Genomic DNA, 22845 nt, shown 5'->3' with positions numbered 1-22845 from the left:
ATCGAGAGTAAACTCACCGAATAACATTGGGTATCCGGTCGATAACATCTGTTGCAACGAGACCCGTACCATAGTCCGCAGTCGCAAGTTCACCGGCTTTTCCGACGATCCACGCGCCAAGTTCGGCCGCCTCGGCACGTGGTAGTCCTTGACTGAGTAGCGAGGCAACGATACCCGCCAACGTATCTCCTGTTCCAGCGACAGTCAGCGCTGCCGATCCAGTGTTGTTGTTTGTTCGTTCTCCCTCGGCGATGATAGTATCGGTGTCGCCAGTCGCCACAACGACTGCCCCCGTTGATTCAGAAAATGCTTCTAATGAACCGTGTTCTTCAACGATAGCCTCTTTTTCCGAATCGTCGGGTGTGAAAATAGTGTTAGAAAGATCGATACCGAGCGCCGGTTCGATTGCGACCGCATCAACAACGACCGGTAGATCGATCTTTTTGAGCATTTTACGGACTGCAGTTCCATCTGACCGGGTAAGTCCAGGCCCAACGACGAGTGCGTCGGCCCAGTGACCCAGTTCGACCGCGCGGTCGATCGCCTTCTCGGAAAACCCCTCACCAGGATATCGACCAACGAGCAGATTTGGCGAATGACTTGCGACGATTGGGTGAATTTCTGCCGGTGTGAGCGTCCGAACATGATCTGCCCCCGTTCGAAGGGCGGCCAAACCGGTAAGTGACGGTTGCCCGGTGAAGTCGACACTACCGGCGATAACTCCGACCATGTTATCTTGCTCAGTATCTTCGCCAGATCGATTTGGAAGTGATTGTAAAAGACGGTTCATAGCGTTCTATCATTCTCAGTTGTACAGTTAGTTCTACTGCCTGACTCTCCAAGTTCTTCGTAGATCATATCACAACAGATAATCGTTCCCCAGTTTTCAGTGCTGACGGTGAGGCGTACATCTCTCTCCGGAGGCAAGTGTATACGCTTGAGCCGATACATTTTCAGCAATAGGCGAGCACGAACACTAAGAGAGCAATCCGAGGATCATTCGCTGAAGGTCGGCTGAAGAGTTAGCGACAAAATCGGTGTGATCGGTAGCCTCTACAGTAGCTCCATGACAAAACCGGATCACAGTACAGCCTGCTTGTGCCGCTGCTTGGACACCGTTTACTGAGTCTTCGATCACGAGACACGAAGAAGGATCAATATCGAGTTCAGTAGCTGCATGCTCGTAGATGAAGGGTTCTGGTTTGCCTGGCCGATCGATATATTCAGCACTCACGATGAGATCGACCGGTGCTAAATCAAACCGCTCGATGACTATTTCAATCCAATCAGCTGGTGCCGACGAGACGATTCCAACGTTGACACCGTGGTCGCGAAGCGTAGCAAAGAAGTCAGGCATTCCAGGTGTAATCGACACGTGGTCGCCATAGACTGTCTTAGCAGTCATTTCGAATTGCCGCGCATATCGCTCGGGGGTATTCGGCAGGCCATATGTAGCTGCAAGATCTTCGAGGCTCTCACGGAAATTACGGCCAGTTACGTCGTCCAGACTTGGAGTACCGTTTTCTGCATGGACGAAAATCTGTTCGCGCCAGAACTGCTGCCAAAATGGCTCAGAGTCGACAAGCACGCCGTCCATATCAAACAGGACAGCCTGAAACTGGGGCATACCCTAGACCTTCAACCCTCGCTATAAGCCGATTGTGGCCACGCACACGATCGGTGAAAAACGGATCGTAGACACCAGAAAATAGACTCTGATGGGATTTAGATCATAGAGTCATTATTCAGCGCAAAATTTCACCATCCTCTTTACGGTGGCATTCGTTGGCATATTATGATGAAGGCCGCCACACTAACCGACGACCACACGGTCAAGATCGACGACACGGAGCGACCGGTGCCTGCTCCGCACGAACTACTCATCGAGATCAATGCCTGTGGCGTCTGTACGACGGATTTGCACATGTACACTGGGTCGCTCACGGTCGACTACCCAATGGTACCGGGTCACGAGAGTGCCGGCGAGGTCGCCGCTGTCGGCGACGATGTTGATGCCTTCCAGGTGGGAGACCGGGTGGCGATCAACCCTTCGATTCCCTGCAACGAGTGCCGAGCGTGCAAGTCCGGTCGGGAGAATCTTTGTCACGACCTCACTTCCATCGGTGGGGCGGCCAAAAATATTATCGACGGTGCGTTTGCAGAGTACGCAACCGTCCCCATTGGGAACGTTGAGCGCATCGGCGATCTCGACTACCGAACTGCTTCGTTCGCTGAACCACTCGGTTGCGTTATCAACGGTATCGATCAGGTCGACCTGACGAGCGGTGAAACTGTCGTTGTGATTGGTGGAGGTTTCATTGGCCAGCTGCTCGTCCAGACGCTGCGGACGAGTGGCGCGGGGACCATCGTCCTCTCCGAACCAGTTGCTGCGCGACGGAAAGTTGGCCTCAAAGCCGGGGCCGATCACGCGGTGGATCCGGGTGACAAGGACCCGACAGCCGTCATTCCAGATCTCGTCGGTGACGTCGACGTTGCCATCGAAGCTGTCGGATTCCCCGAAACCATCACACAGGCCCATGCCCTTACGGGGCCGGGTGGGCGAACGCTCGTCTTCGGCGTTCCCCCCGAAGACGCGACGGTCGAACTCTCGCCGTTCGACCTGTTCTTCGAAGAGCGCGAGGTTGTCGGAAGTTACTCGCTCACGCCGAACACGTTCTCACGGGCGGTGACCCTGCTCGATAACGGTCGAATCGATGTCGATACGCTCGTCACCGACGAATTCGGACTTGAGGACCTTGAGACGGCGTTCGATCAAATGGAGGCTCAAAAGGGGTTAAAGAAGATGGTCTACCCTAACCGGTGACCCAGCACAGGACGACAAACCAACGATAACAAACACGCTACTAAGACCCACCACTTGACGAAATTATCGACCGACGATTATAGAGACGACTGTGGCGCGCGGTGCCGGCCGCACCCGCGGTGTCGAATCCTCTCCGCAGGAGATCTCTATCCCGCTGAGCGAGTAAGACGATAATGGCTGTAGGTATCAGCGAATTCCGAATCGAAGGCCGTACAAGAGACGCGCCTAATGACGTAGAAAGTTGGCGTCAAAAGTAACTACCAAAAAAGCGTTGTTGTGATATTGATATCAATTTTTGAACTAAATAAATCATAGTTATTTTATAGATACGATAACCCATGAGATAGATAACCATTTCAAATCCATCTACATAGAGGTATAACGCGTTCACTATCGATGAGGGCGTACAACATATTAATTTCCGGCCAAAGGAGTATGCTCGATTTTTGGTTTTAATAATATATATGGAATTTCCGCGCCGAACCTTCTGCGCGGCTGTCGCAGCATCAACTGGTGCTATTTCAGGTTGTAACTTTATAAATCAGAATTCCGCAAAAAAGACGTCAACGAAATAATAGACTTAGTAAATGAGGTAAATGGTACACTCGGGATAAATTCGAACGTAACGATAAACTCGTCTTCGACGAGACTGAACAGATAGGATTCGATTTTCAATGAATGCATAACTGGTCTGAACGTGGAGGGTACACCTTCACACTTGGAGACCCCAATTCTCATACGTGTAATCAACAACGATGCTGGTGTGTCTCTTATGACTGATTCCTTGACGATGACACGGTTTGAGGAATGACGAGCGCCGTCAAACCTATCCTTGACGAGACAAACTAGAGTACATCATGCCTGCGCTGACACCAGACACGGATGAGTGCCCCATCTGTGGAAAATCGTACGACCAACGAATCGTGATCAAACAGGGAATCCGATGGGAGGATCTCTTCCCAGGAACCCCGTTCGACTTTTTCACACGGTATCCCCGCCGCTGTACCGCTCAATATGACGTGGAAGACAACATCCAATTTTCAAGCAATAAACGGGTGATCTACTTTCATACGGGAGAATCGAACTCACCGTTCACTTGAGCAACCGCCGAGAAGCGGATAAGACCTGGGTTGTCCAACCCTATTCAGATTTTGGAGCAATGATATCTTTCGATATAAGCCAGTCACGCACCTCAGAGATAACGACAGGACTACCAATGAGACGAATTGTGTCCTGCTCGCCGACTACGGTGATCATGAATTGGCGTTCAAGCTCGTCACAGTACTCATCCAGCACGCCAATCGGTAACACAATTTCTGTCGCATCGCGAAACCAGTTGACATCAGTCACGCTTTGAGCGTCAACAATTCCAAAGAAAACCCTGTCGTTTCATACTGTACTACAAGAAACATTCGTTCTCCAAGCAGACCAATCGCTCCGTCGAAGAACGTATCTGGAAGACCACCATAAATTTTATCCCATGATAAGATTAAAAAATATTACTGAAGTTAGGCTATGAGACATCAAATACGGCGATTTTGTTCGAGCCACAGGTGAGGACCACTGATTCGTAGCTTCCAATGTCGTTCCATAGTTCCAGCACTCATAAACGAGGCCGTCCTCGTCAATTAACCACCGCCGAACCGAAGTGGTAAGTGATATGACTTGGATTCTCCACCATCAAAAATAATGAAAGCTTGGCTCATATTAACCCCGTAGTAAACACCGTCATTACGAAAATGCAGATGGTCTCTCTGATTCGGCCCAAACTAACAATAGAATCAAACCGCTATTACTATGTCGAGTGATAGCATACCTGGTGGACGTTTCATGAATCTCTTCAGGGAAAATTCCCCTGATAAAATAATTATTACTAGATATTATTTGGTGGAATATTGGGTGGTATATTGATATTATAAGTGCACATAGGCATGTCCATACGAACAAATGTCTGTTTATTTATTTAACTTTATTTTCAGTAGGTGATAAATAACTATTGATGTAGCCAGTATCTGCACTGATTCAGTATGATCAGAAAGAGGGATTATCCATGACAAAAACGATTGTTGTCGGCCTCGATGGAGCAGGATTCGAACTGCTTACGCCATGGATCGAAGAAGGTGAACTTCCGACATTACAAAGGATCGTCGACCAAGGTATCACCGGTGATTTGGAATCCGTGTTACCACCAGTGACTTCGCCGAACTGGAAGGCGTATGCGACCGGTAAGAATCCCGGTAAACTTGGCATCTATTGGTGGTATAACATTGACACTGCCAATCAAGATGTCTACCTGCCGGCGAAGCGATACCACGATCATGCCGAATACTGGGATCAGCTCGCTGAACAAGAACGCGTGGTTGTTCTCGGAGTGCCAACCACGTATCCGCCAAAATCAGTTGGGAAAGCATACATCTCGGGTGCGCCAGATGCCGATACGACCGGATTTACGGCGCCCTCCGAACTCGAAGATGAATTACAAGACCGATTTGATTACCAGGTAACAACGCGACGATCGCTAGAGTCAGAAAGGGCCGCTGCTTATGAAGAAATATTGGATCGAATTGACACTCAATTTCAGGTTGGCAAATACCTACTTGACAGCCGTGACCTCTCTTATTTGCAATTAACAACGTTTTATATCAACGTTCTACACCATCATTTCTGGGACGATGAGCGCACCCTCCGGGCGTGGAAAATGATTGACGATCACCTCGAATCGTTTCTCGATAGCGATACCAACTTAATCTTGATGAGTGATCACGGGCATGCCGAGATTCAAACTGTCTTTTATATTAATCGATGGCTCGAGCAGGAAGGATATTTGTCGTTTGACACTCACGTAAGCAGTACGCTTCACCAAGCAGGAGTGACGGCAGATCGAATAAATAAGGCGCTTGAGGAAGTAGATCCGCATATTCCCTTTGATCCCCAATCAGTCGCTGCAGAAATCGTCCCAGACGATCTCATAAATCGACTTCCGAATGATGAAGGAAATGTTGGCCGGGGAAAACTAGACACGGCAAATTGGGAGGAGACAACAGCAATCGCGAGCGCGCAAGGTCCCCTCTATCTCAACGTGGACGTCCCACGTTACGAATCGGTACGCGGAGAGCTCATTGACAAACTAAAACGGCTGCAAACACCTGACGGAAAGCCAATTGCGCGGGAAGTATATCGAGGGGAAGATGTCTACAACGGTCCGTATGCTGATGAGTGGCCTGATATCGTGGTTGACAAAGCACCCAGTATTCATATCTCGGATACAGTCGGTGGGGCCGAGATTTTCACCCGGAATCACGATACGTGGTGCGGCGTTAACACCCGATCTGGTCTGTTTGCTGCTACCGGACCACTGTTTACTACCGGAACGATCGACGACATTTCGATTCTTGACCTTGCGCCTACACTACTTCATGCACATGACTGTTCAGTTCCCTCTGATATGGACGGTCGTATTCGCTCCTCAATCTTTGCAGCAGATACGACCACTGGACGTACAAAATAGTCGAAGGCGTTAGTGAACTAATGTACATATATGATATGAATTTCTGTCTATTTTCTATGATATTCGCGCACCCGTAAGACAGCGAGTATGCGCTCCCAATCGGGTGTGGGAGACGATTCAAGTGACGCCCGTAAGTACTCCAAGTTACACAGTGAAAGCAGATTATGTATGTTTGGTGTACTGTTGGGTATCTGTTGCTCCCTCGATTTTCGAACTTCGTGCAGTCACACAGTGAGCACTGATTGGTTCGAAATAAATATCGATCCCCACCGCTCGCAGTCAAAGACATCTCCAACCACCCCAGAGTTTACCCAAATGGACCTCGACAATGAGTTGTGCCCACGATTATCGAATTCACCGTCCCGGCTGACGAATTTCCACTCGGACAGATTTTTCAGGACTTTCCGGACGTTGAGATCGAGCTCGAACGTATGATTCCAACGAATCACGCACTCATCCCCTACTTCTGGGTTTGGGGACCGAAGATTACAAATATTGCTGCCCATTTCAAAGATAATCCTGCCGTGCAATCGGTCGATTTCGTGGATGAAGTTGAGGGAGGTGGCCTCTTTCGGACCAAATGGAATACGGATGTTGAGGGTATTCTCAAGGGAATCGCAGAAATAGACATCGTATTGCTCTCGGCAACTGGCTCAGAGACGAAGTGGCAATTCGAGTTACGAACGGTGGATAGCACTGGGATTACACAGTTCCAACGCTATTGCAAAGACAATAATATCGACATCACAATCACTCGGCTCTATGCACTCTCAGAAATGCGAACCGGCGAGCAATATCACATCACCACAGACCAAGAAGAGGCGCTCATCGCTGCATTCGAAGCTGGCTATTTCAACGAACCTCGTGAAGTCACACTCAAAGACATCGCCCAAGAAATGGAGATTACTCGACAATCACTTGCAGCACGGCTCCGCCGCGGGTATCGCAATCTCATTGCGAATACACTCCTCCACGAAACTGAGTGAAGAAGACAGTAGTATGCTACCCTTCTGGAGTATATATACATCTTACATAGTCAGTCGTAGCTAACTATTAGCGTGCCACCGAATACCAATTCGAGATCTAATGCCCTCTGGGACTAACACACCACGAGAACTAGTAGTACCGGGACACCACCCTCCGCTCACCCCATCGGTAACTGAGATGGTTATTCAAGAGGTCATCGACATTAGTGGGTGTGCGTTAGATGACCTTCCACCGCTCTATGAAGCAATTGATCCTGATGCGCTCAACGCACTCTACGATCATGGCGCACCGGCTATTGAGTTCCAATATGCTGGCTATCACATCAAAATATCCCCCGAGCAAACCATCTCTGTCACACACGAAAACTGAACAGCACTTATTGAAGTATATAAAAATATGACATAAACAGTGGGAAGGCGAGCATATCGCGCCATGAAGTTCCCAGCCAGGCGGTCGTTCATTGCTGGAAACTAGGTATGAGGGGATTTGACTGTCGAGTGCTCGCTAAATTATTCTCCACCGTTAGTAACGGGGATGGAAAGGCGTACGTTGGACTATTCATCTTGATGAAGGCTCTTACGGATAGCCTCTTCTCGCTCCTTGCCGATCCCCTCGATGCAGGTGATATCCTCGGATGAAGCTGAAACTAGTGACGCAACGGTTGGAAATCTTTCGTATAGTCGGTCTGCCATCGTAGGTCCAATCCCCTCAATACAACCGTAGATCCGCTTGGTGACTGGTTCATGTCGATTCGTCACTGCTCCCGAGGGAAGGCGACGAATGCCAGGCTCCTCGGTGTGTTTGCGTCCAAGACGGATCGCCACGTCGACAAGCCGTTCACAATCCGAACAGGGGATTACCGGGATGTGTCGTGCCGTCAAGGAAGCAAGCGATCCCCGAACAGCCGCAGGGTCTGGACCAACTGCAGCAGCCTCCATCTCATCGAGTGTCCCCTCTACAAGTACGTAACCATGAGTGTATACCTCGCTCAAACGTGCTGCTTGATCGTAAAGATCCGTGCCTGATGCACTGAAGGCTGATGTAACGTAATCAGTTGGGGTTTTACGTTCGATACCAACTGATATCGAATTGTTGTCCGCTATAGTTACTGCCTCTATCTTGCCTGCTCGAATAGCTATATCCCCGGTAGAAAGACGGTCTATGTCTACACTATGAACATTCGGATGGGAACGGACAGCTCTAATGAGATTCGCAGGTTCACGGTCATCAACAACGACAGAGACAGAAATCGTAGTCACGTTGCTATCAGCCAAAATGGGAACCCATTACAGAAAGTTGTCGATCCAGCTTCGATCCCAATTCTGATTTGTGATATCTATCCGACAAGGCTGAATAATTATTCATCTGATACTACAATAAGAATGGTTATTGATTTAGTGACAGTGGGCTTGTCCCGTCGGTAAATCCGGTTGATATGGCGAAGGGTCAACTCAAAGCGATTCTCGATCACGACGATTAGTCGGTTGCTGTTGATCGACAAGAACACGATTCTTGTGAGTTCGGTGCATGAGAAAGTCACTGGTGGTATTGAGACGGAAAGGGTAGTGTTTGGAGGGGCTTCGACAGTGGAGTTGTTATGACTGCTCGGCGAATAATCGCGACAGGATTACGACCGGTTGAGAATCCTGACATGCTCTCATGGACACCGTCCAATCAACCTATGAAGCATGTGACAGGAGGGGATACAACGACGAGGTGCTTCAGTACACATTGCGCGACGAATCCATCGCTGATATCCTCGAAATGACAGTGAGCAAAGTACTGAAATTCTTCGAGAACACAGCGCTTCGAGGGATGCTCGAAGCACTCAACGATGTCGACTTGAATTATCTCATGTTCGGGAGGTTGCTCCTGACGCTGTCTGGTGGTGAATACCAACACATCAAGGTCTCGAGAGAACTGCACAAGACAGGAGCGTCTATGTGGTAGACGAACAGACAACTGGATTCCACATGGCTGATTTAGAGCAATCATTTTCGGTTCTGAACTGGTTAGTGGAGGTAGGAAACACGGCCATCGTAATCGAACACAACTTAGACATCGTGAAGAACGACGATTGGGTGATCGACCTTGGCCGGAAGTGGGTGCTCGCAAGGGAGAGATCGTCTTCGAAGGAACGCCCACTGATCTACTCGAGAATGAAACCTCAATTACAGCAGTGTATCCCCGGAAAAGCATCAACAACTGTGAAATATCGTTTTCAAGTAAATGGTGTTCCATCTAGGGTGGTGAAGTAAGTGAGATTTAAGTACCCCATAGATAGATACTCAGTCATCTATTATGCAATAAAAGTACGCATCAAAATCATCCTCCGAGGTTGTGCAACAATTTATGATCTCGTAACATAGAAAACGGTGCCACGATTACGAAGTATTTGACTCAACTAAACGATCTCCAAAATGAAAACAAATTTATTATCTTTAGATCACGATTACGAGATGATAAGTAAATGGTTACTGGAGTACCTTTGGCTTACGCCTGCTCTTTTCATCTCCGTCCTCACATACAGTAGCTATTTAACCACTCACCAGTTTCCAGCCTTCGGAGGCGGGTTATTCCTCTCGATCTCCGAGCAGATAGCGAATAACGGGTATCAATTCCCTCGAGTCGTGCATCAATACACGACGAACGGCGTTCCATTTGCGTATCCGCCACTGGCTTTTTACGGTCTTTCGATTCTCCACGGCATGTTGGGTGTTGATTTGTTCGCGCTTTCTCGTTATCTCCCGGGAGTGATCACTATTTCAAGTCTAATTCCATTTTATCTATTTTGCAAATTGTTACTCCGAACTCCACAACGGGCGGGTTTAGCGTGTTTCATTCTTGCAGTGACACCAGCGTTCGTTCGATGGCACTTCTCCGCTGGTGGTATTGTTCGAGCACCAGCTTTCTTCTTTTCACTTGCTGGACTGTATACAGCTTTGCGTCTCTTCAAAACGTCTTCTCGCCACTGGATTATTCCGACAATCGCCTGGTTTACGCTAACTGCGCTTACTCACCCGGAATATGCTATATTTCTTACAATTAGCATTGTCGTGTTTGCTGTTACGTACGCTCGAACGGTTCGTGGATTCATAGACGTGATCATCGTCGGTGCTTGTGGATTTATTCTGACCATCCCCTGGTGGGGGAGGATTATCTCCATCTACAGCTTTGAGAATCTTGTTTCAGCATCGAGTACACACGGTGGTCTTGGCGGCGGTCTTAGTGTTATAATGGATCTCTTGTTCACACAACACCAACAATCGGCGGCGATGTCATTGTCTCCAGACCTATATGGTGCGATTCTTCTTTCGCTCTGGTATGCAATCCCAATTACTGGAGTCGTGTATTTACTCGATGAACGTCGTCTCTTCCTTCCGTTCTGGCTTTTCGTCGTTGGCGGAATCAGTGGTGAAACCCGATTCATCGCGGTAATCGGGTCACTGGTGACGGCTGTGTTTATTCTCGATGGTGCCACGCCATGGATTGCACAGCGGATAAAATCGATTTTATCCAGACAACACACATTTATTGCACTTCTTCTAGTGCTTTCGCTCCTTGGGGCAACGATTACGACTCTGTACGTCACTGGGACAGTAAACGAGTATGAGGGGAGCAATTCGATGCCCTCGTTTATCGATAAACAGGATTACTCCGCGATGCAATGGACACAACGAAACACCAATCGATCCGCCGAGTTCATGGTAATCGGAGATGCTGCGGAGTGGTTTCCGTATTTGGCGAATCGTACGAACGTCGTCGGTCCATGGGGCGTCGAATGGGAACGAAGTTCGGTAGCATACCAGTGGCAACACACAGCATATCAGCGTATTTCTACAACTACAAATGTCGATAATTTGAATGAAAATATCGCGCTTACCACGACGAATCCAGACTACATCTACGTGCCGAAAGGCGTGTACACCGTTTATGGGCACAAATACCATCAACACCGAGCGTTTATTACAGAACTCAACCGTTCCAATAGGTATCAACAAGTATACCAGAATAGAGGAGTTGCTATTTACAGACGGACGTCAGATGTCTCCTCTGCAAACGAAGAATAAAATACTGTTTCTGTCCCTCAGTCGAACATCGTTAGAATCGTCTGTGTCGTCTGTTCAACGTCCCAAGTCGAGGTAAAATCTTTCATCGCGTTAATTAGAATATCCCGTGACACAGGGGGGATCGCTAGTCCATGTGCTATCGACGGGAGTTGTGATTTTGTATTGCGAAAGTGATCCATCTGGCGCCGGAAGAAGGGGTCGTATCCCGATTTCGGCACATCTTTTCTTGGCGGAATCGAACCTCGTCTCTGCGTAAACCGTTTTTGGGTTTCGACCGTACTAACGTATTGAAGGAATTCGGAAAGTGCCGTTACAGAGGAACTGTTCCTGGGAAATGGAAACGAATCCATACTTAGCAGATACTGATCTTTTGTCCCAGGAAATGCGATACAGCTCCAGTCGGCTTCGAACTCGAAGTCGTCGGTTTGAAACTCAGCTGCGGCCCAATCTCCTTGATGGAAGAATGCGACGTTCCCGTTTTGGAATTGTTTTGCCGCTTCACGCCAGTTGATTGGAACGATACCGTCAGGGGATTGTTCATGGTATTTATCGGCGAGACGGAGCGATTCACTTACTGCTCGTTTGTTCGACAGTATTTCCTCGTCGCCAATGGCCTGATGAGTTTCTAAACCGTACTCACCTAGTAACATCGATTCCCATAGTTCCAGTGTCGGCCAGACATTTTTTGTCGGGTGTACGACGCCTACAGCATCAGTCGTTTCTTCGACTATTTCCACGGTGTTCACTAATTCATGTGGTGTCTGAATTGCCTGTGGATCGATGCCTGATTCTTCCAAAATTTCGATATTGTAAAAAAGGTTGTTTAGACGGTGGATACTGAGCGGAACGGCAACGAACGACCCATCGATTTTAGAGAGGTCTTTCGATATCGATGAAAATACATCCCATTTTATCTTTCGTGACTCGGCCTCATTTTGGAGACTTTGGAGTGTCCCTGCGTCTACATACGTTCGTAGGTTCTGTCCCGACCAAGATTGCCACGAATCAGGAGGATTATTGTCGATAATTCGCTTCTTTACAACTGTTTTTAAATCGCCGCCTCCCCGACCAGAAACCACCTGTTCATCGAGTTCAACATCAGGATGAAATTCCTGAAAGCCGTCAAAGACTGAATCAGCTGCATCTTTTTCAGCGGCAAGATTCCAGGAATGTTGGATTTCGAGCGGAGTAGATTCGCTTTGTGTTTTTTGGTTGTTTGTTGTCTTTTCAGCGTCGTCCTGATTGGAAGAGCAACCTGCAAGATTGGCGACACCCATCACGCTCGCTGCAGTCCATTTGAGGTACCCACGACGCGTATACATAGAAGCAATTGGGCAGATGGGCGGCTACTCATGTATAAACTTCCATTTCTACTAGACGGACTTGAACCCAATTTTATAGTCATATCAGACGTTGAGATTAGCTCTCTTAATGCAACGACAGCTTCGACGGCTGGTGACATCCTATCGTTTCCAAAACCGGTGCGACTTCATTCGATGACATCCACTGTTTTCAGCTCATTGTCGATGTGTAATAGCTGTAGTCGACACGGTTCAGTCTTGGTTCGAGGAACGATGTCTGAGGATTGGCTCACTTTGCAAGTTCGTTCACCTGATGTGAAATAAGCCTGCTTAGTTGCTGACAACATCTCCTCAATAAAACGGGTATTGGGGATACACCTATTTGCTGCCCTCGTGCGTACACTAGATATGACAACTGGCGAATCGAATCCAAAGGAAGTCGCTCACCGCTACGTCGAGGTGGTATGGAATGACGGAAATACGGAGGAAATGGACGAAATACTCACCGACCACCAAGTGTACCACGATCCCACGGGTGACGGAGAGGAACCACTCTCGGAATTCAAGGAGTTCATCCAGGGGTACCACCAGGCGTTTCCGGATCTTCAGTTCGCAGTGGACGACTACATCGCTGAGGACAATCTGGTCTCTTTTTGGGGCCGTGCGACCGGCACCCACGAGGGACCATTCATGGGTATCGAACCAACGGGCAACCGAATCGATATCATGGGAATCAATGTCGTCCGTGTCGAAGACGGGAAAATTGCCGAGCGGTGGGCGAACTTCGACATCTTCGGCATGTTTCAGCAACTCGGACAGAACCCCCTCGCCGGATAACACCTATGGAGCGAGCAGCGGGCGTTCCAGATGCTGGTACTGTACCGGTAGCATCACTCTCCTGGGACCAAGTGCATGGCGACTTGACCGACACCACCTCTCTGAATACGAAAAACGTGCCGACTGCTGGGATAGGTCTGTGTCACTCACAATCGAGCGAGCCAGCATGACGACTGACGATAGCTTGCTGCGGAGGCGCGCGCGGCAGAAGGCAATCCGCGGATCGCCTCTCGACTCATCTTCGCCGGTGGACTGGCGCTTGTGGCCGTCGGTGCTCGACGTCGTCGCGCTCAGTACGACCGGCGTTAGAGGAATCGACGGTTGAACGCTATAAGGACGCTTCAGCGACGAACCCTGTGACGATTCTGTTCTCTGCCCGTCGAAGCAGCTTACTCATCGATGATTCGTTGATGTCGAACGTCTCTGCTAACTCGGCAAGCGTGCAGCGTCGAACCGCCTCGTAGTACCCACGTTCGACTGCTTCGGTGATGGCCTGCCATTGGCGCTCCGTGAGTACCTCGTTCGGATTGTACGAGTGAGTTAACGAGACGATCTCGTACGGAATGCCGACCCTTGATAATTCATCCAAGTATTCCGACAACTGCTCTTGTGAGGCCGTTAATTGGGCCGAATACCACCCATCGTGAAGACTAACGGGGTACTGTGGCACAGTTCCCGATGATATAAGTACGTCGTATGACTCCGTCATTCGGCTCGTGAACTGGAACAATACCCTTTGATCGTCCATGTAGAGGAGTTCGCACGACTCTACCTCCGATATCTTTTCGATATTGTTCACGAGTCTCTCGCCGTCTGGCGTCCGTACTTCGACAATTCCGAGCAAGCCTTCGTTCGTGGGAATCGTCGCTGATACGTTGAAAATCGTGTCTGGGAGGTTGGTTGAGAGAGTAGCCAACCAATCCTCTACTGCCGCTGCGTTGAGCTTCAGCCGTAGATGCGCCATGTCACTGTGACTTTGATCGCTCGATACTTAAACACGGAAACCGGTTTCCGAGTGCTTCTACAATAGTCGCACGACAAATACGAATACTCGGAATGAAATCGCAAGACGAAACGCATGATAACTTCGGTGAACAGAATACAACGAGCTTGAAATCCAGCCTCGATAGAACAACAGCAATCGTAACGGGAGCATCAAGTGGAATCGGAGAAATAATCGCCGAGCGGTTTGCAGCGGATGGAGTCAACGTCGTAATCTGTTCTCGCGAACAGGACAATGTCGATTCCGTCGCCGAGCAAATCGAGAAATCAGGGGGGAGAGCATTAGCTGTCGAATGTGACGTGACCGACCGCAGTGCAGTGGAGGCGCTCGTCACCGCGGCAGTCGAGGAATTCGGCTCGGTGGATACACTGATAAACAACGCAGGAACGAGATTCATGACCGACTTCGATGCTATCACGGAGGACGAATGGAAAGCAGTCATCGATGTCAACCTTCATGGGACGTACCATTGCACGCAAGCCGCTGGCGAGTATCTCAAGAAGGGTGGAGGATCGGTGATCAACGTCGGTCTTTCCAGCGCCGCAAGTCGGCGCGGGACCCCTCGTTTGAGTCATTACAGCGCCGCTAAGGCAGCCGTAATTAATCTCACGACGACGCTAGCCTACGAGTGGGCGAGTGATAATGTCCGAGTCAACTGCATCGCCCCTGGATTCGTTGCGACACCAGCTGTCGAGGCGGGATTGGGTATCTCTGCAGCAGAGATCGACCGTACTAACGTTGAGCGCTCGATTGCGCTTCCCGAAGAGATTGCCGATATTGCGCAGTTCCTTGCAAGTCCTGCGTCGTCACATATCGTCGGCGAAACGATTACTGTGGATGGCATCCCACGAATCGAAGAGGTGCCTGAACTTTGACTTTCTCTACCGCGAAATAGCGTTCAAACCGTATTTTTGGATTGTCTTCTTCTTCTTTTGCCATTCGGGTATTCGCCCCGGTTTGGGGCTACTACTTCTATTTGCGAAAGAAAGCTACAGTGTCTCCATTTAAATCAGAAGCGGAAGTGGACGTTCCGGAACCATCAAACAAAACTACGCACGAACACGATTACTCCTTCACTGCATTTGTCAATAGAATCGCTACGAAGGACGAGTTAAAATCTATAAATTTTTTTAAAATTGATTATATGGGAGATGGATAATGCGACATCGGAACGACTTCACATCACGTAGGAACATCCAAAAAAATCCCTACTTGAGACCCATCGATTCACGTCCGAGGTGTCGGTCGAATCCACCCTGTTCGCCGTCCCCGACTCTGTGAATTCGACGGTAACGTAGACATTTCGTCCCGTCCGTCGTTCTATCTGACGTTCTAACGTATTCGGAAGGTTGCTGTACGCCGTATTGGACGTTCTACTGACCGTGACTGTCACGTTTGCAGCAGTTGACGTCAATACTGGTCCACCATACGCCGTCTGAACCCCTGTCAGCGTGAGGTTTGAATACGCCGGTTGGTTAAGCATTGCTTCCACCTCTTGATTCGCGGTTTGACTGTACATGATATTCATCGCAGTGAGATAGCCGGTACCGAGCGACGCCAATACAAGAACGATGATTGTTCCGTAGGTGACCACGTGCCGTCCGGACGGAATCGAATTTTTGAGTGAGCTATCCGAACCCAGCCACCTCGGGCGATATCCCATCACAACTAATGTGGCCAGTGCGCCGATGTTGATCGCGAGGATATTGACCAGGAGGAGCAGGCCCGCACCGACACCAAACAACGGTGCCATCCACGCAATAGCGAGTCCAGTCGCCGCTGCCGCCGGAATTATCGCTGCGGCGATCATGACGCCGATAATCGTCGTCGATTGTTCGGTCGTATAGCCGAACGCGCCCACGATACCGGCGATGATCGCGCCGATGGTCGAAAGGGCGGTTGGCGCGAGACGGACCCCGATCAATTCAATCGACATCACCGACAATCCCGGTGGGACGATCCCCGTCCAGCGAACGAACCAGCCGAACACAGCGGCGGCGATTACCGCGGCACCGAGACCGAGTCCTTGCTCTTTCACGCTATCGACGAACAGGTCCCAGTCGCCGAGGATAATGCCCGTCGGCGCTGCAAGGGCTGAACTCACTTGTGGTGCGACAATCATCGATCCGATGATGAGCGCTGGTTGATCGAGTAACAATCCGGCGGCGGCCGCGATGACGCTGAGAAGCGTCCCGAGATAGTACAGTTGGTATGGCCACTGCATCTCCCGGATCTTGGCGTGTAGTTCGGATTTCGCGAGTTGTTGAATGTGATCGGAGTACTTTTCGCTGAGCTTCACGAAATCAGGTGTTTCGACGAACTCTGCCTTCGTTGACACTGTGTACGCTTCCTCGTGAATTTCGACGCTCCGAAATTCGTCGAGCATCGAACCGACCATCGCACTAGGAATCGGGAAGAAATAAATTGCACCGCCTTCATCATCGCTTATCACAGTGTAGTTGACGTCGTATTCATCGAGAATAGATACGATGTCACCCCGTTCGTCCTCGGAGACATGAATGTGAATCTCTCGCATCTATTAGATACTCTTGTTTGTCGTTGCTGTATCTTGCGGCCATTTCCTCAATCGAAACGTTGTCACTCGATGTCCGCGTCCGCACTGTCACCTGTCGCTTCCCCATCGTCTGGAGGAAGTTGCTCCGTTGTCGAACGTGGGTTGGTTCCGACCGATTCGCCCATTGAGACAGTTGGCGTTAACGCCTCGCCATGGAGGAGTTCGGGAAGCACGATACGAATCGCTTCGAGAATCAGGATGAACACGATTGGGAGTAGGAAAAACCCATACCATCCAAATAGTATCGGCCCTAGCAGATAGGCAAACATCATCATGACCATATCGAGTTGGCGCCCGGTGATGTACGGTTGGAGAAACGTCTGGGGAAGTGTGTCAAGGAGGAGGAAGTAAACGACAAGTACGCCGCCCACGAACGCAAAGTGATCACCGTTCGAATTCATGGCTTGGATGCCAAGATAGCCGACAACTGGTAAGTAGACGATTTTCCCAACCACTATCGGAATTAGGCTCGCCACGCCAGTGAGGAACGCAAGTACAAACACCATGGGGATTTGGAGGTTCCCTGGCGCGATGAGGTTGGTTCCCCAGTAAGCAATCGATGCGATGATGGACATGCTGACAATGAAGAGCAGGTTGCCGAAGAACACAGATTCCAAATCCTCATCGACGGCCACGGCGTAGGCATACGCCGTCGTCTCACTTCCGCCGAACAGTTGGCATATGCCAGCGGAGAGTTGATCGTCGTTTTTCAATAGGAAGTACGAGAGCGTCACCGCCAGTGCGATGAGCATTATCGCCCCAATGACGCCAGATGTGACCATTAATCCGGCATCGAAAACAGTTTGGAGCGTCTGTTGTGGTTTTGTGACGAACTGATTAGGGTTTTGAATCGCCGATATTACTGCCTGTCGTTGTTCATTTGAAAGTGCTCCGAGGTATTTTACCAAGAGCGTCGAGTTAGAGGTGGTACCGAACAACTGCTGTACCCATGTGACTATTTTGAACCCGGCATAAAGTGTGACTGTGAAGATAGGCAGAAACACAACGAGGAGTGTTAATCCCGCTATCACCCCGTCGGAGTCAGTAATAACGCTGAGCTTTCGGTATATTGGTCGGGTTGCGTAGTAGCCGAACACACCAAGAACGAGCATTCCGACGAACGAATAGGCGATAAATCCAGCTACGAGAGCGAGGAGAAAGATGAACAGCCACCAACCGGTTCGAGCACGAGTAGGAAGGGACTCAAGGTTAACGTCTACCATCTTTCTGTAGATAGAGTGCTCCCCCCTGCAAATTGTTGTGGCCGCCGTGGCATCCCTCGAGCGAAGTGAGGGTGTGTCCTAAATATGATGGGTTATTTTGGCATTCGATTTCGACGAGCAGATCGACGGGGGAGAATAGAATGTAGAACAATATACTAACAAAGATGGCCAAAGTCGCGACTCACCGACCAACAAGGTACTCTTTGAGAAGTCGTGTCGCCCAAAAATATTCCTCGTATCTACTTCTTATCGTGAGAACTACGTAAACAGAATTCGATTAGAATCGTTGCCCTCCCCACAAAGCAACTCACCGCACTTACTACAGCAGTAGTCGTCGGGATTGCAGACGGTCTTCGAGCGCCGATGACGGGCAATCCGCTCACCGAAATCTTCGCAGACAAGCCACCATTTCGCCGCAGCGAAGCGTTCGCAGTGCTTCGAGGTATCGAGAGCATACGTCCAACGAATGATCGTCACACCGTGGTCAGCCTCACCTAACTCGTGATACTGCCAGGCGTGAATCAGTTCATGACGCACCGTCGAACTGATTGCTCCCAGCCGTGTTGTTCGTGGGCGTCCCAATCGAGCGTAATGTTTTTACGCACGGTTAGCACGGGAAGCCACTGAAACCTTCACAATTGCAGTCTCCCAGCTCACACTTGTCTTCGTCCGTTGGGTGTCCATCAATCCATCTCAATTGGTAAGTCGGTGCCTCGCTAAGGAGGGCTATGGAAGAAGACCTCCACGAATACCACGGGAAGGATATCGAGGTTAGCTATGATCACAATCGATGTATTCACGTCCGAGAGTGTGCCGAGGGACTTTCCGGAGTGTTTAATCCAAGCCAGCGACCCTGGATCGACGCCGACAATGCTGACGCTGGCGAGGTAGCGCGAGTGATTGAACGGTGTCCAACGGGAGCACTCCATTACGAGCGAACAGACGATGGCGTCCCTGAACACATTCCTTCTACCAATACAGTCACTACCACTGCTAATGGTCCGTTGTATCTGCACGGCGATATTGTGATTCGATCAAATGATGAAGTCGTCCTCGAAGATACACGAGTCGGACTCTGTCGCTGCGGACATACAATGAATGAACTACTCTGTGACAACAGTCACACACGGGTCTTCGAGGCAGAGGGAAACAAGTCGGCAGATCCAGCCATTGGTGAAAATATCGAGGGCAAGTACGATGAAGAAGGTGACACCGCAGACACGAGCGATGGGGAAGATGGTAACGACCAACCCGATGGGAAGTTAGTCGTGACACCGACACCGAACGGACCGCTTATTCTCGATGGGATCTTCGAACTCTGGAACGGTGGGGGAAAACCGACTCGACATGATGAGGCGGCATTTTGTCGGTGTGGTGGGTCGGCAAACAAACCATTCTGTGATGGGACTCATGGCAAAATTGGCTTCACGACGAATGCCGAGGAGTGAATTCAATCGAGTGGATTTTTGACGCGGCCGGTTGTGTGCTGTTTGGTGAGGATGATGTGCCTCACGAGGATGCTCTTGTTTCCGTCGCGGAGGTTACAGCGGTGAACTACCTCTCCCTGAAGGCTACGGATACAGCCGACAACTTCTCCGCAACTCGACGTGGACAGCAAGGGTACAGATGGTCATTTTCAGTCCACTAGGCGAGCGTATTTGCTACTGAACGGCATCTACAGAGACGGAGGAAACCATGATTAAAAAGCTCCAGCTCACGACTCGCATTGTTGATGACCAAGACGAAGCACTGAACTTTTACACAGAAAAGCTCGGCCTAAAGAAGACAACAGACGAGACGTTTGGACCCGATGATCAGCGTTGGGTTACTGTCGGAGCCGAACTGGATGATACCGTGGAAATCGTCCTTGAACCGCTTGACTGGTTTGATGGCGAGGAAGCTGACCGTCGCTCTGCAATGAACGGGGGGCAACCGGCACTCGCCTTTACTGTGGATGATTGCCAGGCTACGTATGAAATGCTGCATGAACGCAGTGTTGAATTCACATCCGAGCCGACGGAACAGCCCTACGGAATCGAAGCTGTCGCAACTGATCTCTATGGGAATGGGGTCGTCCTTGTCGAACACCCCTCAAAAGCAGAGGCGAAATAATACTGCTATTTTTCGTGAGGAGATAGTTAATACCAATGAGAACGCACGTCAGTCGCAGTCAGTATAGAGAGAAACGACTGGCGATAGTCTAGTGACGATACGGAAGTCGGAGTTCCACAACCTCGTTGCAACTACCGTTGATCCCGGTGAGACAATGATTCTTGGGCTGCATTTCTGACAGGCTTGTTCTTGACTATTCACGGAGTGTTCACCGGAGTTGAGGCTGCAGTGGCTGCTGGAACCGACCGACCAACCCCAAACAGCTCAGCAGAATAACTCGATACTATCGAGACGGATTCTGCGACTTCCTGCTTATCAGGACATTGAGTTGAAACTATAACGTTGTAGTGATGAGGTCAGTCAAAATTGACCACCGCTGCCGGTGGCGCGTTTCTGCCGAGTTGTAGGCTGATTCCATTTCCAGTAAATACCGTTGGAGCGCCATGCTGTTCCTCCAACTGCGTGATGAGTCTCACCACGCGTCGTTCAGCCGCCTCGTCGATCGATTACAGCATTCCCGCCATAATCGTAGCCGTTTTAAATAGGGGCAAGTAACTTCTTACTGGATATTTGAGATACGATGAGTAATAGAATCCACAGCATAGATACCTTGCGAGCAGTCGCTATATTTTTTATCGTTATCGCACACGTTCAACCGTTTCAAGGCTTCGGAACATACGGGAATTACATCTACTTCGTGATAGACACAATCGGTCAATTCGACGTCCCGTTCTTTTTCGCAACGTCCGGATACTTTCTCGCAGAGACGGTGAATGTGGACAACGTCAAATCTACCGTGAGCGGCTCCGTTCGAAAACTAGGTTCAATCTATCTGTTCGGGAGATTACTCTCTGTGACTGCAGTAATAGGCATCGCATTACTCCAAGGCGTTCCTGTAACGAATGCCCTAATCGCTCGCGGCCTCGGCGACATCTCCACACTTGATCTACTGTACTATGGAAGCGCACTTGCCGTTCCACTATGGTTTCTGACTGCATTGATATTCTCTCTCGTATTCGTCGCTTGCTTCGTCAAGTTCAGACAAACCCGCTATCTGTTGCCCGTTGCTGTGCTTGTTCACATCGTTGGCCTTATCGAAACGAATTATCAAATGCTCGTCAACGTACCGTTTCAAACACGGGACGCCCTCTTCTTTGGATTCTTCTACGTCGCTCTCGGATACCAAATCAACTCGGTCGACTGGACACCGGACGAGAATCGTAGTCACATCTATTTTGCAGCAGTCTGCTTCCTCGCAGGAGTCCAACTCGTCGAGCAGTATGCGATCGGCTACATCATTCGTGACAACCTTATATATCAAGAAATATACTTAACAGAGTATTCCATTTCGACGATATTCTTCGTTCTTGCTCTCTTCGCATACGTGCTCTCGAATCCAAAGTTGGGGAAGAATACGATTCTCCCGAAAGTGGGGCGACACGCCCTCGGGATATATCTGCTTCACGTTCCACTAATTCGTCTCTTCCGGACAATGAACAGAGTTTGGCGTCCGGAGATCGGGGTCGATCTCACGACGACGGTTCTGTGGCACCTGGTTATGACGCCACTCGTATACGTTCTTTCGCTGGCGATCTATCTCTTCATGGCGAAGATGAACGTCATAGAAATTGGCGGAAGTCATACTCCGTGGCTAAACCGTATCCGGTCACGCGGTCATATTCTCCTGCGAGATAGAACGCCAGATGATAATTGACACCGTATTACTGCGGAAGGGGCTTACGATACGGTACTGAAGTATCTGGATCATTCGATTGGCTAAAAGCAGACATTGATATCCTATTCGCCTGAGCAGCAAGAACGCTGACGGCAGTGTTATGGTTTATTTCGATGACGACCCCGGGCAGTCGAACTTCCTCTACATCTCAAATGGGTCTATTATGCCAAGCTCTACAAACCGCGTAGTGAGGTTCTCTACGGGTTCTACCAATTCCCCGGGGCAGCTCAATCACCAAGCAAGCGCGCGGATAGCAGCCGTGACGGCCGCTGACAACCCCGTCGCCAGTGGATATTGACTCACCTCCCTCTCTTGCTAACGGTCGTGCTGAAGCCATCTCTATATTTAGCACAGCAACTGTTGAGTTACCTTCAAATTGAGAGGAATTTGCAGACGCTCACGTTCGATCGTCGAACGAAGGAATCCACGAGAAAATAGCAGAAGTTTCGTGCTAAGATTCCAACAGAAAACCGTTGTTCCCGGTATATCCAGCGGGTAGAACTCCCAATGTTTGATCACTGGTCGAACGTCAGCGTCCCGAATTTCTTCGCGGAGGTCGTCCCAATCATACCCCTTGTCAGCGGTAACGATCTGTAGTCGGTCAAGGGTACGTCCTCCTGACCGGCATGGCACTCACAGCGGTTCTTCTCCGGACTCACGTTCCGCGTGA

The 22845-nt window shown here is 49.7% G+C and carries 21 protein-coding genes and 1 pseudogene; 13 read left to right on the top strand and 9 right to left on the bottom strand.

Annotation, left to right across the window (positions count from 1 at the left end; genetic code table 11):
• Positions 1-13: 13 nt before the first annotated feature.
• Both LIX15_RS32005 and LIX15_RS32000 read right to left on the bottom strand, forming a co-directional pair.
• Positions 14-790 (bottom strand): NAD(P)H-hydrate dehydratase, encoded by a 777-nt coding sequence (locus tag LIX15_RS32005; RefSeq protein ID WP_227778913.1) that lies wholly within the window; start codon positions 788-790, stop codon positions 14-16.
• A gap of 186 nt (positions 791-976) precedes the next feature.
• Positions 977-1627, bottom strand: coding sequence for an HAD family hydrolase (locus LIX15_RS32000; protein ID WP_227778911.1), 651 nt, complete (start codon positions 1625-1627; stop codon positions 977-979).
• Positions 1628-1798: 171 nt separating this feature from the next.
• Here LIX15_RS32000 and LIX15_RS31995 point away from each other — a divergent pair, with 171 nt between their 5' ends.
• Positions 1799-2824 (top strand): zinc-dependent alcohol dehydrogenase family protein, encoded by a 1026-nt coding sequence (locus LIX15_RS31995; RefSeq protein WP_227778910.1) that lies wholly within the window; start codon positions 1799-1801, stop codon positions 2822-2824.
• A 1140-nt stretch (positions 2825-3964) separates the two neighbouring features.
• Here LIX15_RS31995 and LIX15_RS31990 read toward each other — a convergent pair.
• On the bottom strand, positions 3965-4174 hold the full coding sequence (locus LIX15_RS31990) for a VNG_1110C family protein (protein ID WP_227778908.1): 210 nt from the start codon (positions 4172-4174) through the stop codon (positions 3965-3967).
• Between the two features lie 700 nt (positions 4175-4874).
• Between LIX15_RS31990 and LIX15_RS31985 the strand changes: the two genes are divergently transcribed.
• The 3 genes from LIX15_RS31985 (at position 4875) to LIX15_RS31975 (ending at position 7688) form a co-directional block, all read left to right on the top strand.
• Entirely contained in the window at positions 4875-6332 is a 1458-nt protein-coding gene (locus LIX15_RS31985) for an alkaline phosphatase family protein (protein ID WP_227778906.1), read from the top strand.
• Between the two features lie 335 nt (positions 6333-6667).
• On the top strand, positions 6668-7318 hold the full coding sequence (locus tag LIX15_RS31980) for a helix-turn-helix domain-containing protein (RefSeq protein WP_227778904.1): 651 nt from the start codon (positions 6668-6670) through the stop codon (positions 7316-7318).
• A gap of 100 nt (positions 7319-7418) precedes the next feature.
• Positions 7419-7688 (top strand): HalOD1 output domain-containing protein, encoded by a 270-nt coding sequence (locus LIX15_RS31975; RefSeq protein WP_227778902.1) that lies wholly within the window; start codon positions 7419-7421, stop codon positions 7686-7688.
• Between the two features lie 185 nt (positions 7689-7873).
• Here the strand turns inward: LIX15_RS31975 and LIX15_RS31970 are convergent, their stop codons facing one another.
• Positions 7874-8578 carry an ERCC4 domain-containing protein gene (locus LIX15_RS31970; protein WP_425556831.1) on the bottom strand — a complete coding sequence of 235 codons (705 nt, stop codon included), beginning with the start codon at positions 8576-8578 and terminating at the stop codon, positions 7874-7876.
• 400 nt (positions 8579-8978) lie between these two features.
• Here LIX15_RS31970 and LIX15_RS31965 point away from each other — a divergent pair, with 400 nt between their 5' ends.
• From LIX15_RS31965 to LIX15_RS31955, 3 genes are all read left to right on the top strand, one after another.
• Positions 8979-9269: a hypothetical protein gene (locus LIX15_RS31965; protein ID WP_227778901.1), complete on the top strand. Its 291-nt coding sequence runs from the start codon at positions 8979-8981 to the stop codon at positions 9267-9269.
• Positions 9263-9577, top strand: a complete 315-nt coding sequence (locus LIX15_RS31960) for a hypothetical protein (protein ID WP_227778894.1) — start codon at positions 9263-9265, stop codon at positions 9575-9577. Before LIX15_RS31965 ends, LIX15_RS31960 begins: the two co-directional genes overlap by 7 nt.
• Positions 9578-9739: 162 nt before the next feature.
• Complete coding sequence (locus tag LIX15_RS31955; RefSeq protein WP_227778892.1) at positions 9740-11389, top strand: putative glycosyltransferase family protein; 1650 nt, start codon at positions 9740-9742, stop codon at positions 11387-11389.
• Positions 11390-11406: 17 nt separating this feature from the next.
• On the opposite strand, the gene LIX15_RS31950 is transcribed toward LIX15_RS31955, so the two are convergent.
• The gene (locus tag LIX15_RS31950) at positions 11407-12666 is read right to left on the bottom strand and encodes an ABC transporter substrate-binding protein (RefSeq protein WP_227778890.1); all 1260 of its coding nucleotides are present in this window, start codon (positions 12664-12666) and stop codon (positions 11407-11409) included.
• 432 nt (positions 12667-13098) lie between these two features.
• On the opposite strand from LIX15_RS31950, the gene LIX15_RS31945 reads away from it, so the two are divergent.
• On the top strand, positions 13099-13527 hold the full coding sequence (locus LIX15_RS31945; protein ID WP_227778888.1) for an ester cyclase: 429 nt from the start codon (positions 13099-13101) through the stop codon (positions 13525-13527).
• A gap of 166 nt (positions 13528-13693) precedes the next feature.
• Positions 13694-13852 (top strand): hypothetical protein, encoded by a 159-nt coding sequence (locus LIX15_RS31940; RefSeq protein ID WP_227778886.1) that lies wholly within the window; start codon positions 13694-13696, stop codon positions 13850-13852.
• 3 nt (positions 13853-13855) lie between these two features.
• Here LIX15_RS31940 and LIX15_RS31935 read toward each other — a convergent pair whose 3' ends face one another.
• Complete coding sequence (locus tag LIX15_RS31935; RefSeq protein ID WP_227778884.1) at positions 13856-14491, bottom strand: helix-turn-helix domain-containing protein; 636 nt, start codon at positions 14489-14491, stop codon at positions 13856-13858.
• A 92-nt stretch (positions 14492-14583) separates the two neighbouring features.
• Here LIX15_RS31935 and LIX15_RS31930 point away from each other — a divergent pair, with 92 nt between their 5' ends.
• Complete coding sequence (locus LIX15_RS31930) at positions 14584-15405, top strand: SDR family NAD(P)-dependent oxidoreductase (RefSeq protein WP_227778882.1); 822 nt, start codon at positions 14584-14586, stop codon at positions 15403-15405.
• Positions 15406-15707: 302 nt separating this feature from the next.
• On the opposite strand, the gene LIX15_RS31925 is transcribed toward LIX15_RS31930, so the two are convergent.
• Together LIX15_RS31925 and LIX15_RS31920 are read right to left on the bottom strand one after the other, a co-directional pair.
• On the bottom strand, positions 15708-17066 hold the full coding sequence (locus tag LIX15_RS31925) for a DUF389 domain-containing protein (RefSeq protein WP_227778880.1): 1359 nt from the start codon (positions 17064-17066) through the stop codon (positions 15708-15710).
• 62 nt (positions 17067-17128) lie between these two features.
• Positions 17129-18328, bottom strand: a complete 1200-nt coding sequence (locus LIX15_RS31920; protein WP_227778878.1) for an AI-2E family transporter — start codon at positions 18326-18328, stop codon at positions 17129-17131.
• A gap of 728 nt (positions 18329-19056) precedes the next feature.
• Here LIX15_RS31920 and LIX15_RS31915 point away from each other — a divergent pair.
• The 3 genes from LIX15_RS31915 to LIX15_RS31905 all read left to right on the top strand — a co-directional run bounded on the left by LIX15_RS31915 (position 19057) and on the right by LIX15_RS31905 (position 22154).
• Positions 19057-19776 (top strand): CDGSH iron-sulfur domain-containing protein, encoded by a 720-nt coding sequence (locus LIX15_RS31915; RefSeq protein ID WP_227778876.1) that lies wholly within the window; start codon positions 19057-19059, stop codon positions 19774-19776.
• A 247-nt stretch (positions 19777-20023) separates the two neighbouring features.
• Positions 20024-20440 (top strand): VOC family protein, encoded by a 417-nt coding sequence (locus tag LIX15_RS31910; protein WP_227778874.1) that lies wholly within the window; start codon positions 20024-20026, stop codon positions 20438-20440.
• Positions 20441-21020: 580 nt separating this feature from the next.
• A complete protein-coding gene (locus LIX15_RS31905; protein ID WP_227778872.1) occupies positions 21021-22154 on the top strand; it encodes an acyltransferase in 1134 nt (377 codons plus the stop codon).
• Between the two features lie 507 nt (positions 22155-22661).
• Here the strand turns inward: LIX15_RS31905 and LIX15_RS31900 are convergent.
• Positions 22662-22766: pseudogene (locus tag LIX15_RS31900) on the bottom strand (IS5/IS1182 family transposase); the annotation flags it as partial.
• Between the last annotated feature and the right edge of the window lie 79 nt (positions 22767-22845).

It is taken from the genome of Haladaptatus pallidirubidus, from assembly GCF_020700235.1.
Taxonomy (GTDB): Archaea; Halobacteriota; Halobacteria; order Halobacteriales; family Haladaptataceae; genus Haladaptatus; species Haladaptatus pallidirubidus.
The sequence above is the reverse complement of the archived record's forward strand: the minus strand, read 5'-3'. Positions and strand labels throughout refer to the sequence as shown.